The 13929-nt window shown below is 66.8% G+C and carries 15 protein-coding genes; 10 read left to right on the top strand and 5 right to left on the bottom strand.

The annotated features are described in order from the left end of the window. Window positions 1-32 precede the first annotated feature (32 nt). A complete protein-coding gene (locus ASE30_RS18995; RefSeq protein WP_057285803.1) occupies window positions 33-665 on the top strand; it encodes a PIG-L deacetylase family protein in 633 nt (210 codons plus the stop codon). After that, window positions 650-1525 (top strand): UDP-3-O-(3-hydroxymyristoyl)glucosamine N-acyltransferase, encoded by an 876-nt coding sequence (locus ASE30_RS18990; protein ID WP_082601634.1) that lies wholly within the window; start codon window positions 650-652, stop codon window positions 1523-1525. The genes ASE30_RS18995 and ASE30_RS18990 overlap by 16 nt, the downstream gene beginning before the upstream one ends. Before the next feature lie 61 nt (window positions 1526-1586). On the opposite strand, the gene ASE30_RS18985 is transcribed toward ASE30_RS18990, so the two are convergent. Then, complete coding sequence (locus tag ASE30_RS18985) at window positions 1587-2801, bottom strand: hypothetical protein (protein ID WP_057285801.1); 1215 nt, start codon at window positions 2799-2801, stop codon at window positions 1587-1589. Window positions 2802-2819: 18 nt separating this feature from the next. Beyond that, window positions 2820-3683, bottom strand: a complete 864-nt coding sequence (locus ASE30_RS18980; protein WP_156407701.1) for a hypothetical protein — start codon at window positions 3681-3683, stop codon at window positions 2820-2822. A 281-nt stretch (window positions 3684-3964) separates the two neighbouring features. Here ASE30_RS18980 and waaC point away from each other — a divergent pair, with 281 nt between their 5' ends. Together waaC and ASE30_RS18970 are read left to right on the top strand one after the other, a co-directional pair. Continuing rightward, window positions 3965-5002 (top strand): lipopolysaccharide heptosyltransferase I, encoded by a 1038-nt coding sequence (gene waaC / locus ASE30_RS18975; protein ID WP_057285948.1) that lies wholly within the window; start codon window positions 3965-3967, stop codon window positions 5000-5002. Between the two features lies 1 nt (window position 5003). Beyond that, the gene (locus tag ASE30_RS18970; RefSeq protein ID WP_057285799.1) at window positions 5004-6278 is read left to right on the top strand and encodes a 3-deoxy-D-manno-octulosonic acid transferase; all 1275 of its coding nucleotides are present in this window, start codon (window positions 5004-5006) and stop codon (window positions 6276-6278) included. A gap of 16 nt (window positions 6279-6294) precedes the next feature. On the opposite strand, the gene ASE30_RS29285 is transcribed toward ASE30_RS18970, so the two are convergent. Genes ASE30_RS29285 through ASE30_RS18960 form a run of 3 tightly spaced genes read right to left on the bottom strand, consistent with a single transcriptional unit; the run spans window position 6295 to window position 8127 of the window. Then, window positions 6295-6459 (bottom strand): hypothetical protein, encoded by a 165-nt coding sequence (locus tag ASE30_RS29285; RefSeq protein WP_200964447.1) that lies wholly within the window; start codon window positions 6457-6459, stop codon window positions 6295-6297. A gap of 13 nt (window positions 6460-6472) precedes the next feature. Beyond that, the gene (locus ASE30_RS18965) at window positions 6473-7279 is read right to left on the bottom strand and encodes a type III pantothenate kinase (protein ID WP_057285798.1); all 807 of its coding nucleotides are present in this window, start codon (window positions 7277-7279) and stop codon (window positions 6473-6475) included. Next, window positions 7276-8127 carry a biotin--[acetyl-CoA-carboxylase] ligase gene (locus ASE30_RS18960; protein ID WP_057285797.1) on the bottom strand — a complete coding sequence of 284 codons (852 nt, stop codon included), beginning with the start codon at window positions 8125-8127 and terminating at the stop codon, window positions 7276-7278. The genes ASE30_RS18965 and ASE30_RS18960 overlap by 4 nt, the downstream gene beginning before the upstream one ends. Before the next feature lie 93 nt (window positions 8128-8220). On the opposite strand from ASE30_RS18960, the gene ASE30_RS18955 reads away from it, so the two are divergent. The 6 genes from ASE30_RS18955 to ASE30_RS18930 all read left to right on the top strand — a co-directional run bounded on the left by ASE30_RS18955 (window position 8221) and on the right by ASE30_RS18930 (window position 13861). Then, the gene (locus tag ASE30_RS18955) at window positions 8221-9351 is read left to right on the top strand and encodes an ABC transporter permease (RefSeq protein ID WP_057285947.1); all 1131 of its coding nucleotides are present in this window, start codon (window positions 8221-8223) and stop codon (window positions 9349-9351) included. Further along, window positions 9351-10190, top strand: a complete 840-nt coding sequence (locus tag ASE30_RS18950; protein ID WP_057285796.1) for an ABC transporter ATP-binding protein — start codon at window positions 9351-9353, stop codon at window positions 10188-10190. The genes ASE30_RS18955 and ASE30_RS18950 overlap by 1 nt, the downstream gene beginning before the upstream one ends. Then, window positions 10177-11133, top strand: a complete 957-nt coding sequence (locus tag ASE30_RS18945) for an MlaD family protein (protein ID WP_057285795.1) — start codon at window positions 10177-10179, stop codon at window positions 11131-11133. The genes ASE30_RS18950 and ASE30_RS18945 overlap by 14 nt, the downstream gene beginning before the upstream one ends. Continuing rightward, complete coding sequence (locus tag ASE30_RS18940; RefSeq protein ID WP_057285794.1) at window positions 11130-11753, top strand: ABC-type transport auxiliary lipoprotein family protein; 624 nt, start codon at window positions 11130-11132, stop codon at window positions 11751-11753. Before ASE30_RS18945 ends, ASE30_RS18940 begins: the two co-directional genes overlap by 4 nt. 32 nt (window positions 11754-11785) lie before the next feature. Beyond that, window positions 11786-12439 (top strand): alpha/beta hydrolase, encoded by a 654-nt coding sequence (locus ASE30_RS18935; protein ID WP_057285793.1) that lies wholly within the window; start codon window positions 11786-11788, stop codon window positions 12437-12439. Between the two features lie 153 nt (window positions 12440-12592). Then, on the top strand, window positions 12593-13861 hold the full coding sequence (locus ASE30_RS18930) for a D-alanyl-D-alanine carboxypeptidase family protein (protein WP_156407700.1): 1269 nt from the start codon (window positions 12593-12595) through the stop codon (window positions 13859-13861). The last annotated feature ends 68 nt before the right edge of the window (window positions 13862-13929 follow it).

Genomic DNA, 13929 nt, shown 5'->3' with positions numbered 1-13929 from the left:
GCTGAACGCGTTCTGATTTGTTCCAGGAGAATATGTTGAAGAAGAAGTATCTGGTCCTAGGCCCTCACACGGATGATGGTGAATGGGGCTGCGGCGCTTCGATGGCCAAATGGGCAGCCCAAGGGCATGAGGTGTATTACGCGGCGTTTTCGGCTGCCGAGGAGTCCGTGCCCGCCGGCCTGCCGCAGGATATCCTGCGCACGGAGATCGTCGATGCCGCCAAGGAAATCAACCTGCCCGCGGAGCGTTTGCAGGTGTTCCAGTTCCGCGTCCGGTACTTTCCGCGCGACCGTCAGGAAATCCTCGAAGCCATGGTTAAGTTGCGCAAGGAAATCGACCCCGATGTGGTGGTGGGCCCGAATTCCTACGATACGCACCAGGATCATGAAGTCATCAATCGCGAGGCTTTCAGGGCTTTCAAGCGCGCAACTATTCTGGGCTATGAGATTCCGTGGAACAACCGCCACACGGACCTGACGTTTTTTCACGGCGTGGAAGAAGAACATCTGCAGTGCAAGATACGCGCGCTGGCGGCCTATAAGTCCCAGGCTTTCCGCGCGCCGAATTACGATGAGTTGATCCACAGCCTGGCGGTACAGCGCGGTTGCCAGGTCGGCATGCGTTATGCGGAAGCATTTGAGGTGATCCGATGGGTAGAGCAGTAAGCAAGCCGGTATCGGCCAATGACGTCGCCCGACACCTCGGCCTGGAGACGCTGACTGACGATGTCCCGATAACGTCCATCTCGCCGGTGGACCAGGCGATCGCGGGAGCCTTGTGCTTTGCGAAATCCGGCGCTTGGGCGGAGAAGGCCCAGGCGGATGCTGTGGTGATCGTCGCGGCGGAACATGCAGGGCTGGTGAAGGGGCATGCGCTGGTGTCGGCGACACCCCGGCTCGACTTTGCGCGGGCGCTGTCGTTCATCGAATCGGTGGCGGGTTATGAGTGGTCCCAGGCGGAACCGGTCATACACCCCACCGCCGTCATCGGCCAGAACGTCGTGCTGGGCAAGGGCGTGGTGATCGGTGAGGGCGCGCGCATCCTCCACAATGTCGTCATCCAGGACGAAGTCGTCATTGGCGCGCGCAGCATCATTAAATCCTGCGCTGTCGTCGGAGAAGACGGATTCGGCTTCGAGCGCGATGTTGACGGTAAGGCCTTGCGGCTTCCCCATCTGGGTCGCGTCATCATCGAGGAGGACGTGGAGATCGGCTCGCTGACTACCGTGTGCCGGGGAACGCTGGGCGATACGTGGATCCGCCGCGGCGCGAAGATCGACGATCATGTGCATATCGCGCATAACGTCGAAGTGGGCGAAGATGCGTTCGTGATCGCTTGTGCAGAAATTAGCGGCGGGGTGCGCATCGGTGGGCAGGCCTGGGTCGCGCCTAATGCGTCGGTGCTGAACCAACTGAAGATAGGCGAAAAAGCCGTCGTGGGGTTAGGCGCGGTGGTCGTGCGCAATGTCGAGGACAAGAGCATTGTGGCGGGCAATCCCGCCAAGCACATCCGGCACGTGGAGTGATCCGAGCAGACCGGATCCGGGGAGGGGCGGCAACCCGCCTCTGGTCCCGAGGCCGGCGGGCCTAGCTGACTTGAGCGGCCTCTTGCATTCGCGCGTTCTGGAGCCGCAAGCTGCGATAGGCGCCCAGCGCGATCGGCAACAACTGATAGGTGTAGTGCTTGGCGACCAGCAGCAGCACCAGGTTCGCCGCCAGCAGCGCCGCTGTCACCAGGAACACCGGTGTGCGGATCATGTGCCGGTAGGCCAGGATAAGGCTGGTGCCGGCGAACACCAGTAGAAGCACCAGGGTCACGAGGCCCGCATAACCCATGTCGACCCACGCGGACAGTATGTTGTGGGCGTAGTTGCCAGGCAGGTAGCTGCCATAGTTACCCATGATCGGGGCGTTGGAGATCGATAGCCAGGCATTGGTCGTCAACGCCGCCCGGGCGATGACCGAGGGGTCATCATTGATATCCGACAAGCCTAGAATGCGGCTGCCCGGCAGCGTGCCGAACATCGTATGGGCCAGCCATAGCAGAGCGATTAGCCCGGCAATGCCCAATGCGACCAGAAGCACCTTGCGTTTGGCCATGCAGAATTCAATCACGGCGCACATGATGACGAAGGCCACGAATTCGGAACGTGCACCTATCATGTACAGCGAGAGAATTGCGAAAGCATAGGCGCCGTATCTGACCAGCACGCGTGCCGGCGGAATCGCCGCCAGCGCTATCACGATGAATGCCATCGCGACGGCCTGATAATTCAATTCCATGCCGATTTCTGGCGCGATGTAGCCCCCGCCAATCAGCTGGCCGCCCGTGGAGTTGAGTAGGATCAGTGGCAGCAGGCCCAGGAAGATCAATTGCGCCCAGCACGTCGCGGCCATGTTGCCCCACGGGAACAGAGCTCCGAACAGGTAGAGCACGACGAATGTGACCCAGGCGAGGGCATTGGGCCGCACGATATCCGGCGACACCTGTAGAAATAGGCCCTGGGCGACGCTAAGGCCGAACAGCGTCATGAACAGCAGGAACAGCCATTCCACCAGATCTGCGCGCACGCGCGGGCGTGCGCCCGCGTAGGCTGCGAGCAGTAGCAGCGGCAGGGCTAATGCGATACCGGCGGTGAAGTACCCGCCCAAATAAGGGCGGATGACGGCTTTCTGCACCAGGATCTGGTAGGCAATGTAGGCCGGGAAGATGACGGAAAACGCGCCAGTCGCCAACAGCTTCGCCATCCTGGAGCCGTTGTCCGGATGGGGATGGGCCGTAAGCGTGTCAGCGTGCGACATGATTTGCAACCAGCACTGTCAGCCGCGGTTGATGAGTGTGCTCAGCGGACGCCGCGCACGCACCATCGTTTGAACCAGGGCGAGCGCAAAAGCAAGGACTAATCCGAACAGCGCGCCGACTGCGGCGCTGACCAGCTTGCCGCCGCCTTGCGCCACCGGAGCAACCGAGACCGGGGCGGCCAGCTTGGTGTTGAAGGTGCGGGTGGGATTCAACTGGTCCTGCAAGGCGCTTATCATACTGTGCAGGCGGCCCGACTCGATTTCATTGCCGCGCAGCACGTACGAAATGACCAGCGTGTCCGGCAAATGGGTGTTGGTCGGCAACTGGCCCGACTTGAGCGCGCCGATGACCGCATTGCGCTCCGCGACGTTATTGGCCAGTTGTGTTTCCAGTTCTGCAAGCCTGCGTTTGCGTTCCTGAATGCCGTCTTCGAAGGGTTCTGCCGTTTGTTGCTGCAGCGTGGCCACTGCGCCTTCAATGATGCGCTTGGCGTCTTCCGGCGCATATCCCTGGACCTGCAACTGAAGCAGGTTCGGGCTGCGCTGCGGAATGGCGACGAGGGTTCTTTGCGCCAGGCTCGATTTCGGGTCCGCGTACACGTCGCGCGGCAGGCCGGCCTTTTCGAGCGCGTCGCTGACAAAGCTGGGTTGTTGCACGATGGCTGTCACCGTGGCGGCATCGACGAGCGGCGCGGGGCCGGTGATCTGGGCAAGTCTAACCAGGGCGCCGGACGTCCATATCGGGGGACGTTTTGGCGCCAGGCTGACGCCAATAATGGCGCCTAGAATGATCGCCACAAGTAATAATTTCCAATAGGAAATTAGCAGGTCAATAACGTTTGGAAAATCGACGGGTTTTGTCGGCATATTATTCGATGTCATCTTTGTCGCCGTGAAAAAGCACGGTCTGGCGCGGCTTTCGAGGATAATTTTTGGCCAGATCGCACAATGCGGGGATTCTGACCGCCATATTATGCCCGATAGGCCTCCGCGGGATGTGTAACGGGGCGCAAAGCGCAAGCCCCAGCGGTCTGGCGGTAACCGTCATACAGCGAGCGGATCACTGCTCGGCGCCCCGCCGTCAACCCGATCATGAACCCGGAGGGGGCGGGGTGAGCGTTGTGTTGTACATTCGCTTTTCCGACAGAACCGTCTTTGCTTTGATGCCCACCCGCATTCTCATAGTCCGAACCTCGTCCTTAGGCGATCTCGTGCACATACTGCCGGCGATATCCGACATAGCCCGCCATGTCCCGGATGCCCAGATCGATTGGATCGCGGAGGAAGCCTTTGCCGATATCCCTGCCTGGCATCCGGCCGTCAATCAGGTCATCAAGGTTGCACACCGACGCTGGCGCAAGTCGTGGTGGTCCGCGCAGGTGCGGGCCGAGCGCCGCGCCCTGCGCGAACGCCTGCGTTCGGTGCAGTACGACATCGTCCTGGATATGCAGGCCCTGTTGAAGTCTGCATGGCTGGTGCGCCAGGCGCGCGGCGTGCGGCATGGACTGGACTGGCGTTCGGCGCGCGAACCGCTGGCCTCGCTCTTCTACAACGTGCGCCACCGCGTGGAATTCTGGCAGCCCGCGGTGATCCGTCAGCGCAAGCTGGCGGGGCTGGCCTTCGGCTATCAGCATGCCGGCCTTCCGGATTTCGGCCTGCAGGCGTTTGCCCGCCAGGCGACGCAGGCGCCCGAACCCACGCTGGAGGTGGGCAGCGCCGGGCTGAATACCACCGAGCTCCCCCGTCTTCATCACCTGGATACCGATCGCGGCTATGCGGTGATCATGCCGTCGGCCAGCCGCAACGACAAACTGTGGCCGGAAGAAGACTGGCGCGCGGTCTTTCGCCGTCTGCGCGAAGCCGGCTGCACGTTGAAGCTGCTGGCGGGCAACGACCAGGAGGCCGAACGCGCCAGCCTGCTCGTGGCGGGGATGGACGGCGCCGAGGTGATGCCGCGCATGGACCTGAGCGCGGTCGCGCGGCTGCTGGCTGGCTCCCGGCTGATGGTGGGCCTGGACAGCGGGCTGACGCACCTGTCGGCGGCCCTGGGCCGTCCCACCATCGGCATCTACCGCGCCTCCACCCCGGTGAGAACCCCTCTGGTGGGTTCGAACTACACGGCCAGCCTGGGCGACCGGGGCGCTTCGCCTTCGCGGGAGGCGGTGATGGCCTCGGTGGAGCAGGCGTTGGCGGCCCAGTAACATGAACCGCGGCGTCTACACGCTGGCGCTCAGAGCGTTGGCGCCCCTGGTCTGGTTATGGATGGCCCGCCGCGCCAAGCGCGCGGGTGGGCAGTGGGAGATCTTCTCACCCGAACGCTTCGGCCGCGCCCAGTCGGGGCCGTCCGACCCGCTGAAGACCCCTGTGTGGGTGCATGCCGTCAGCCTGGGCGAAACCCGCGCCGCGCAGCCGCTGCTGCAGGCGCTGCTGGACCGTGGCCTGCCCGTGCTGCTGACGCACATGACGGCGACCGGCCGCGCCGAAGGCGCACGCCTGTTCCAGGACGCCATGGCCCGGGGCCAGCTCCGGCAGGCCTGGCTACCCTACGATTTTCCCGGTGCGACCCGCCGCTTCATGGCGAACCGCCAGCCGCGTTGCGGCCTGTTGGTGGAACGCGAGATCTGGCCCAATCTGCTGGCGGCCGCCCGCCGCGCGAAGGTGCCGATGGCCTTGGTCAGCGCCCGCTATTCCGCGTCGTCCCTGCGCCAGGCGGGCAGGATGGGCAGCGTGATGCGCGAGGCCCTGGCCGGGCTGGATGCGGTGCTGGCTCAAACGGCGGAGGATGCGGCGCGGCTGGCTCAGGCGGGCGCGCCCGCGCCCGTTGTCACGGGAAACCTGAAATTCGATCTGGTCCTGCCGGCGCCGCAGGTGCAGGCCGGGCAGGCATGGCGCGGGAAGCTGGGCAGGCCGGTGGTCGCGGTCGCCAGCACGCGAGAGGGCGAGGACGGCCCCTTCATCGACGCCATCAAGCGGCATTCCGGAACGCCGGGGGCGCCTCTGTTCCTGCTGATCCCCCGCCATCCCCAGCGGTTCGAGGAGGCCGCCCGCCTGCTGGCCGACGCCGGCCTGCCGTTTGCCAGACGATCCGACGGCGCCGAGCCGGGGCCGGAGATCGCGGTACTGCTGGGCGACTCGCTGGGCGAGATGGCGTTCTATTACGCCGCCTCGGATGTGGCGATCGTGGCGGGAAGCTTTGCCCCCTTGGGCGGGCAGAACCTGATCGAGGCCTGTGCGGCCGGCGTGCCCGTCATCGTCGGACCGCATACATTCAATTTCCAGCAGGCGGCGGAAGACGCCATTGAAGCGGGCGCCGCGCAGCGGGCACCCGGCGCGGCGCAGGCGGTGGATATCGCGATGGCCTTGCTGGCCGACGACACGCGGCGGCAGCGCGCGAGCCGGGCCGCGCGGACCTGGTTCGATATGCACGCCGGCGCGACCCGGCGAACGCTGGACGCGTTGGGGCCGTGGCTGGACTGACCGCAAGGGGCAGTTGCTAGGGGGCCTGTCTAGGCACCAGCGTCACGGCGCCCGGATTGAGCTCCTGGCTGAAGCGGCGGGTATCGCGTCCCTCGTCTTCCGGACGCGCGCCCAGCCAGCCCTGGCCCAGCGCGTAGGCCCCCAGGTTCGCCAGCAGGATCAGGATGAAGAGCACTCGCATGCGGGGCCCTCGTTCAGGGGATGGCGTCCAGGGTGGCGCGCGCGACCGCGGCCAGGCCGTCCAGGACCGGGTGGTCCAGATACACCGGCACCGGCGCGGCGCCGAAGGCTCCTCCCGCGTCCGCCAGCAGCCGTTCGATTTCCTGGTGCACCTCGGGCCAGCCGCCGCCCGCCGCATAGATCTGCGGGGTCTGGCCGTAGCGCTGGCGCCCGGCCAGCCATTGGCGCACGACGGCGCCGGCCTGGGCCGCGGCGATGCCGGAAGCGATGGCCTCGTGCGTATCCGTGGGATAGGGTACGACCTGGCCGTTGGCGATCGGCAGGTTGGCGGTGCCATGGGCCAGCGCGTGCCGCATCATGGCCGGGCCGGGCAGGATCAGCCCGCCGGCGAATACGTTGTCGGGGCCGACGGTGTCGATGGTGGTGGCGGTGCCGAAGCTGGCCAGCACGAAGGGGGGATGGGCGCCAGGCAGGCGCGACAGCACGCCCAGCAACGACGCCCAGCGGTCCGCGCCAAGCTGGGTGGGCGTGCGATAACTGTTGACCAAACCCAGCGTGGTGGCCTGCGACAGCGACCACGTCACCGCGCAGCCGTGCTTTTGAAGAATGGCGGCGATGGCCGTGCCGCGAGCGGCGCCGGCCACGTTCACGCCCAGCGCGCGCAACGGCGGGCGGGGCAGCGCCGCCAGCCAGCCGTCCAGCGCGTCGAGGTCGAGACCGTCGAAGGCGACGGCCGCCGGTTCGCGCGGCATGTCCGGGTTGCTGGCGTCCAGCCAACCCACCTTCAGGCGGCTGTTGCCGGAGTCGATGAGAATAATCATGCTTGGCGTCGAATCGAAATTTCACCGACCAGGATCGGCGTGGCGCCCTCGGGCGTTTGCACCAGCAGGCGGCCTTGCGCGTCCACGCCGCAGGCGGTGCCGCTGAGAAGGATAGCGCCCTTGTCCAGCACGTTCACCTTGCGGCCGGCCAGCGCGTCCACCCGGTCGAAGCGTTGTTGGAATGCGCCGAAGCCGTCGCGCTCGAGCGCCTGGACGGCTTCATGCCATGCCGTGGCGCTGGCGCAGACCAGATCCGCGGCCGTGGCGGCGTGGGCGGAATTGGCCTGCACCTGGGTCCAGTCGGCGACCTCGCGGCCCAGCGCAAGCGACAGATCAGCGGCGCCGATGAGGTTTACGCCCATGCCGATCACCACCGTGTAGCCGGCTTCTCGGCCGCCGGGGTTGCGGGTGGTCTCGACCAGGACGCCTGCCAGCTTGGCGTCGTGCCATTGCACGTCGTTGGGCCACTTCATGCACAGCCCCCCCGCGTCGAAGCCCGCGACGCCGCGCAGTGCTTCGCAGGCGGCTACACCAGCCAGCGGGGACAGCGCGGGCAATTGCGCGGCGGGCAGATGCACGTCGAATGCGCAGGAGAACATCAGCGTGGAGCCGGCGCGGTTTTGCCACGGGCGGCCCGCGCGGCCGCGGCCGGTTTCCTGCAAATGCGTACCCAGCAGCCAGGGTTTGCCGCCGCTGGCGCCGGAACGGGCGCGCGCAAGCAGGTCGGCGTTGGTCGATCCGGTGCTTTCTGTCCAGGCGATGTCCTGGAAAGCGGGCAGGCGCGTGCCGAGCGTCCGGGCTAGGGTTTCCGGCGCGGGCAGGTCGATAGGGCGGACTTGAACGGGCATGGCGGCGATTGTAGGGCACGCGGGCCGGGCTCGCGGTCGTCAGGCCCCTGCGTATATCATTGGCGATACATTTTGCATCGGTATCCCGACGTCATGCCGCATTCCGCTTCAGTTGCGACCGCCGCCGCGCCTTTCCGCCACGAAGGCGGGGTGTGCCATGTGGGCGGCGATTGGAGCGTCCTGGCGCTGGCCCAGGCGGGCGAGGTCGAACGCAGGCGGTCGGCGCTGGCGCGCGCGTCCAAGGACGGCGCCCGGTGGGATCTGCATGGCATCAGCCGGCTGGACACGATAGGTGCGCTGCTCATCTGGCACGCCTGGGGCGAAAAACTGCCCGAACGGGTACGCTGGGCGGCCGGGCAGCAGGACGTTTTCAACGCATTGGCGATGAACAAGGGCGAGACCCAGGCCGCGCCTCCCAAGGCGGAGACCCTGGGGTGGGTGCGTGCCGTGGGCAGCGCCATTTTTCGCGCGGCGGAAAATGGCCGGGCCCTGCTCATCATGCTTGGCCAGTTGATCCTGGATGTGGGCGCCCTGCTGCGCCGGCCCAGGCTGGGGCCGTGGCGCGAGATTTCCGCGCAGGTGTACCGCACCGGCGCGCAGGCGCTGGGCATTACCGCGCTGGTGGGCTTCCTGATCGGCGTGGTGCTGTCCTATTTGTCGGCGCAGCAACTCCAGATGATCGGCGCCGACCGCTTCATCGTGCGCCTGCTGGGCGTGTCGATCGTGCGCGAGCTGGGCCCGGTGCTGGCGGCCATCCTGGTGGCGGGCCGGTCCGGTTCGGCCATCACCGCGCAGATCGGCGTGATGCGGGTCACGCAGGAACTGGACGCGATGCTGGTCATGGGCATTTCGCACGGGCAGCGGCTGATCCTGCCGCGCGTGGTGGCGCTTGCCGTGACCATGCCGCTGCTGGTGCTGTGGACCAGCGCCATGGCCCTCCTGGGCGGCATGCTGGCGGCGCAGGCGCAGCTTGGCGTGTCGGCGCAATGGTTCCTGCAATCGCTGCCCGACGCCATTTCGCTGACCAACTACTGGATCGGCATGATGAAGGGCGTGACGTTCGGCATCCTGATCGCGCTGATCGCCTGCCATTTCGGCCTGCGCATCCAGCCCAACACCGAAAGCCTTGGGCGCGGCACCACCACGTCGGTGGTGACGTCCATCACCGGCGTGATCCTGCTGGACGCGGTTTACGCCGTGATCTTCAGCACGGTGGGCATCTGATGAACAGCGCCACCCAGAACCGGCTATTCACCGAAGACGGCGTCACCGTCGAACCCGTCATCACCGTGCGCGGCCTGCGCACCGCGTTCGGCGACCACGTCGTGCACGAGAACCTGGACCTGACCGTCTTTCCGGGCGAGATCCTGGTGCTGGTAGGGGGCTCGGGCACGGGCAAGACCGTGCTGCTGCGGCAGATCATCGGGCTGGACGTGCCCGCGGCGGGCTCGGTGAAAGTGCTGGGACATACGCTGTCCGAACTGACAGCGGGAGAACGGCGCCGCCTGTCATACCGCTGGGGCATGCTGTTCCAGGCGGGCGCGCTGTTCTCGGCGCTGTCGGTGTTCGACAATGTGGCGCTGCCCTTGCGGGAATTGCGCTCGGTGCCCGAAGACCTGGTGCGCGACGTCGTCATGTGCCGGCTGGCCATGGTGGGCCTGTCTTCGCGCGACGCGGACAAGCGCCCCTCGGACCTGTCCGGCGGGATGGTCAAGCGCGTGGCCCTGGCCCGCGCGCTGTCGCTGGACCCGGAACTGCTGTTCCTGGATGAACCCACGGCCGGCCTGGATCCCTTGCGGTCCGATGAATTCGTGGACCTGGTGCGCAGCCTGCACCGGCAGCTGGGCTTTACCGTCGTCATGGTGACGCACGATCTGGACACGCTGCTGGCGCTGGCCACGCGTGTCGCCGTGCTGGCAGACAAGCGGGTGATCATTTGCGACACGGTGCCTGAAGTCTTGAAGGTGGATCACCCGTTCATTCACACATTCTTCCTGGGCGAACGCGGTCTGCGCGCGCTGGGCGATCTGGCACCGAAGGGAACGCATCATGGAAAACCGTAGTCATGCGCTCATGGCAGGCATCTTCACGCTGGTCCTGCTGGCCGCCGCGGCATTGACGGCTATCTGGATCGGCCGCGACCGGACCCAGCTACTGCCTTACGAAATCATCTCGGCCACGGCCGTTACCGGTCTGAATCCGCAATCGGCCGTGCGCTACCAGGGCGTGCCCGTGGGCCGCGTGCAGTCGCTCGCGCTGAATCCGAACAAGCCCGGCCAGGTGCGCATCCGCATCGGCGTGGCGCCGAACACGCCGATCACCGAATCGACCTGGGCCGAACTGGGTGTGCAGGGTGTGACCGGGATGGCCAATGTCGACCTGCGCGACGACGGCACGTCGCTCAAGCGCCTGGTGTCGTCGGCCGAGCATCCCGCCGCCATTCCATTGCGCCCCGGCTTTCTCGACCGCATCGAGCAGCGAGGCGACAAGCTGATCTCCAATGTCGAGGTCGCCACCGAGCAGTTGCGGCGCGTGCTGAGCGACCAGAACGTGCAGGCGCTGACGGCCAGCCTGCAGAACGCCACCGACATCACGCAGTCACTGAAGGAAGCCAGCCGCGACCTGGGTCCCACCTTCAAAAAGCTGGGGCCTCTTGTGGAGTCGCTGGGCAGCACGTCGCGCCAAGCGGACCGCGCCGCGCGCGAGATCGCCGATCTGGCCCAGCAGGCCCGCCAGTCGCTGGCGCGGCTGAATGCGCCCGACGGCCCCTTGGCCGTCGCCACGCGCAGCCTCAACGATATCGCCCTGGCCGCCGCGCGGCTGGATGGCGAGACCCTGCCGGCGATCACCAGCATGGCGACCAGCGTCAACGCGGCCGCGCGCGGCGCGGCCGTTACCCTGCGCCGTGTCGACAGCACGCCGCAATCTTTCCTGTTCGGCCCCGCGCCCGTCGCGCCCGGACCCGGCGAACCCGGCTTTGCCGGATTCGGGAGACAGTCAAAATGAAGATCCGCAGCGCCATCCTGATTCTGCCCCTGGCCCTGAGCCTGGCCCTGGCGGGCTGCGGCATAGGCCGTGTTGCCGCGCCGCCCACCGTATTCGACTTGGGCCTGGACGCCCGGCCGGTGCCCGCCTTGCCGGCGCGCGAGCCGATCGCGCTGACGTTCCAGGCCGTGCCCTCCCTGTCCGATACCAGCATGATCTGGCGAGTGGGCGACAGCGCCGCGCCGAAGTCCTACGCGACCTATCGCTGGGCCTCCTCGCCCGCCGAATTGGTGCGCCAGCGCATCGCCGACCGCCTGTCGCGCCAGGGGCCCGTGCTGAATGACCGCGTCAACCTGCAGACCCCTCAGTTGCAGGTGTCCCTCACGCAGTTCGAGCAGGTGTTCTCCGAGGACGGCCAGTCCAGCCAGGGGCGCATCCTGTTGCAGGCGGTGCTGCTGAGCGGCCGCTCGGTGGTGGATCAGAAGCGCATTCTGGTGCAGGCGCCCGCGCCGACCCTGGATGCCGGGGGCGGCGTGACGGCATTGCGCCAGGCCAGCGACGAGGCCGCCGACCAATTGGCGCAATGGCTGGCCGCTACCTTGCGGTCCGCCGCCGCGCCCACCGCCAGGCCGGGCGGTTAACATCATTCCCTTTTCGCACGCCGAGTCACGCCATGTCTGCACGCACTGAAACCCACGCATTCGTCGGCGCCGCCGGCCGCATCGATTGCGCCATCGACTGGCCTGGCGGCACGCCGCGGGGCTGGGCCCTGGTGCTGCATCCGCATCCGCTGCAGGGCGGCGCGCGCGAGAACAAGGTGGTCACCACGTTGTCGCGCGCGTGCGTGCAGCACGGCCTGGTGGCGGTGCGGCCCAACTTCCGTGGCGTCGGCCAGTCGGAAGGGGTGTTCGATAAGTCCGTGGGGGAAACCCAGGACATGCTGGCCGTCGTGGCGCAGATGCGCGAACTGCACCCCGAGCTGGCCCAGGCGCCATGGGTGTTATCGGGCTTTTCCTTTGGCACCGCCGTTGCCGCGCAAACCTACGCGGCGCTGGCGGAACAGGGCGACACGGTGCTGCCCGCGGCCCTGATGCTGATGGGGCCGGCCGTGAACCGCTTCCAGTCGCACGAAGTGCAGGTGCCTGACGACACACTGATGGTGCATGGCGAAGAAGACGAGGTCGTGCCGCTGTCCGAGGCCATGGATTGGGCGCGCCCGCGCTCGATTCCGGTGGTGGTGGTGCCTGGCGCATCGCACTTTTTCCACGGAAAGCTGCTCGTGTTGCGCCAACTGGTGCAGGCGCGCCTGAAGGTGGCGCTGGACTGAGTCCGCGCCGCGGCGGGGCCGCAGGTTGCATCAGGTTGCATGTTTTAAGCACCCGGGGAACCCCGCGCGGGGCAGACGAGTCTGATCGACTGCCTATAATTGTCAGCCACTTGCCCCGCCCCGGCGGGCGTCATTCCTGGACCCACGTTGCCGATGAAGAATTTGCCTTACTCCGCTCACTCCCCCGTTGTCTTTACCCGCCGCCTGGTGTCAGGCGCGGTGCTGTCCGCGATGCTTGCCGCTTCGATGCCGGCCTGGGCGCAGCAGGCCCCCGCCGCCGCACCCGCCGCGACCGGCGCCGCGGCGCCGGCGCCGGCGCCGACGGCCTCGGGCGCGGTGCCTGTCGGTGATGTGTCGGCCGTGCCGGCGCCCACCATCGCGGCCAAGGCGTGGATCGTTATCGACGTGAACAGCGGCCAGACGCTGGCCGCCTCCAACCCCGACACGAAGGTCGAGCCGGCCTCGCTGACCAAGATCATGACGGCCTATGTCGTGTTCAACGCGCTGGAAGAAAAGCGCCTGACGCTGGAGCAGACGGTGCCCGTGTCCGAGCACGCCTGGCGCACCGGCGGTTCGCGCATGTTCATCGAACCGCGCAAGCCGGTCACGGTCGACGAATTGAACCAGGGCATGATCGTGCAGTCGGGCAATGACGCGTCCGTGGCGCTGGCCGAAGCCGTGGGCGGCAGCGAAGCCGCCTTCGCCTCGCTGATGAACCAGGAGGCCGACCGCCTGGGCATGAAGAACACGCACTTCATGAACGCCACCGGTCTGCCGGATCCTCAGCACATGACGTCCACGCGCGACCTGGCCACGGTGTCCGCCCATCTGATCACGGACCATCCGGACTTCTTCCACTACTACAAGCAGAAGAGCTACACCTACAACAAGATCACGCAGCCCAACCGCAACCGCCTGCTGTGGTCCGATCCCTCGGTGGACGGCATGAAGACCGGCCACACCGATTCGGCCGGCTACTGCCTGGTGTCGACCGCGGTGCGCGGCGACCGCCGGATCCTGGTGGTCGTGGTGGGCACGGACAGCGAAGCCACGCGCGCCGAAGAAAGCCTGAAGCTGCTGAACTGGAGCTTCCAGAACTTCGACACCGTGAAGCTCTTCGACAAGAGCCAGCCCGGCATCGATGCCCGCGTGTGGGAAGGCACCGCCGAAAACGTCAAGCTGGGCCCGCCCAACCCGGTGTCCATCGCGGTGCCGCGCGGCAAGGCCGGCGAACTCAAGCCCGTGGCGCAACGGACCGATCCGCTGATCGCTCCGCTGGCCAAGGGCCAGCAGGTCGGCACGCTGCAGTTCACGCTGGACGGCAAGGTGCTGCGCACCGAACCGCTGGTGGTCCAGGACGCGGTGGAGCGCGCCGGCTTCTTCGGGCGCATGGTCGACACCGTCAAGCGCTGGTTCCAGTAAGCAGGCATGCCGCTGGCGCGCCAGCGGGTGTAAGCTAGCAGCGGGCGTTTCGTGCGCGAAACGCCCGC

Source organism: Achromobacter sp. Root83, assembly GCF_001428845.1.
In the GTDB taxonomy this organism is placed as follows: Bacteria; Pseudomonadota; Gammaproteobacteria; order Burkholderiales; family Burkholderiaceae_B; genus Achromobacter.
Note: the sequence above shows the minus strand (reverse complement) of the source record. Positions and strands in the feature narration are given on the sequence as shown.

Coding starts and splice junctions, on each gene's coding strand:
- ASE30_RS18995 (WP_057285803.1), top strand. CDS start 33: ATGTTGAAGAAGAAGTATCTGGTCCTAGGCCCTCACACGGATGATGGT.
- ASE30_RS18990 (WP_082601634.1), top strand. CDS start 650: ATGGGTAGAGCAGTAAGCAAGCCGGTATCGGCCAATGACGTCGCCCGA.
- ASE30_RS18985 (WP_057285801.1), bottom strand. CDS start 2,801: ATGTCGCACGCTGACACGCTTACGGCCCATCCCCATCCGGACAACGGC.
- ASE30_RS18980 (WP_156407701.1), bottom strand. CDS start 3,683: ATGACATCGAATAATATGCCGACAAAACCCGTCGATTTTCCAAACGTT.
- waaC (WP_057285948.1), top strand. CDS start 3,965: ATGCCCACCCGCATTCTCATAGTCCGAACCTCGTCCTTAGGCGATCTC.
- ASE30_RS18970 (WP_057285799.1), top strand. CDS start 5,004: ATGAACCGCGGCGTCTACACGCTGGCGCTCAGAGCGTTGGCGCCCCTG.
- ASE30_RS29285 (WP_200964447.1), bottom strand. CDS start 6,459: ATGCGAGTGCTCTTCATCCTGATCCTGCTGGCGAACCTGGGGGCCTAC.
- ASE30_RS18965 (WP_057285798.1), bottom strand. CDS start 7,279: ATGATTATTCTCATCGACTCCGGCAACAGCCGCCTGAAGGTGGGTTGG.
- ASE30_RS18960 (WP_057285797.1), bottom strand. CDS start 8,127: ATGCCCGTTCAAGTCCGCCCTATCGACCTGCCCGCGCCGGAAACCCTA.
- ASE30_RS18955 (WP_057285947.1), top strand. CDS start 8,221: ATGCCGCATTCCGCTTCAGTTGCGACCGCCGCCGCGCCTTTCCGCCAC.
- ASE30_RS18950 (WP_057285796.1), top strand. CDS start 9,351: ATGAACAGCGCCACCCAGAACCGGCTATTCACCGAAGACGGCGTCACC.
- ASE30_RS18945 (WP_057285795.1), top strand. CDS start 10,177: ATGGAAAACCGTAGTCATGCGCTCATGGCAGGCATCTTCACGCTGGTC.
- ASE30_RS18940 (WP_057285794.1), top strand. CDS start 11,130: ATGAAGATCCGCAGCGCCATCCTGATTCTGCCCCTGGCCCTGAGCCTG.
- ASE30_RS18935 (WP_057285793.1), top strand. CDS start 11,786: ATGTCTGCACGCACTGAAACCCACGCATTCGTCGGCGCCGCCGGCCGC.
- ASE30_RS18930 (WP_156407700.1), top strand. CDS start 12,593: ATGAAGAATTTGCCTTACTCCGCTCACTCCCCCGTTGTCTTTACCCGC.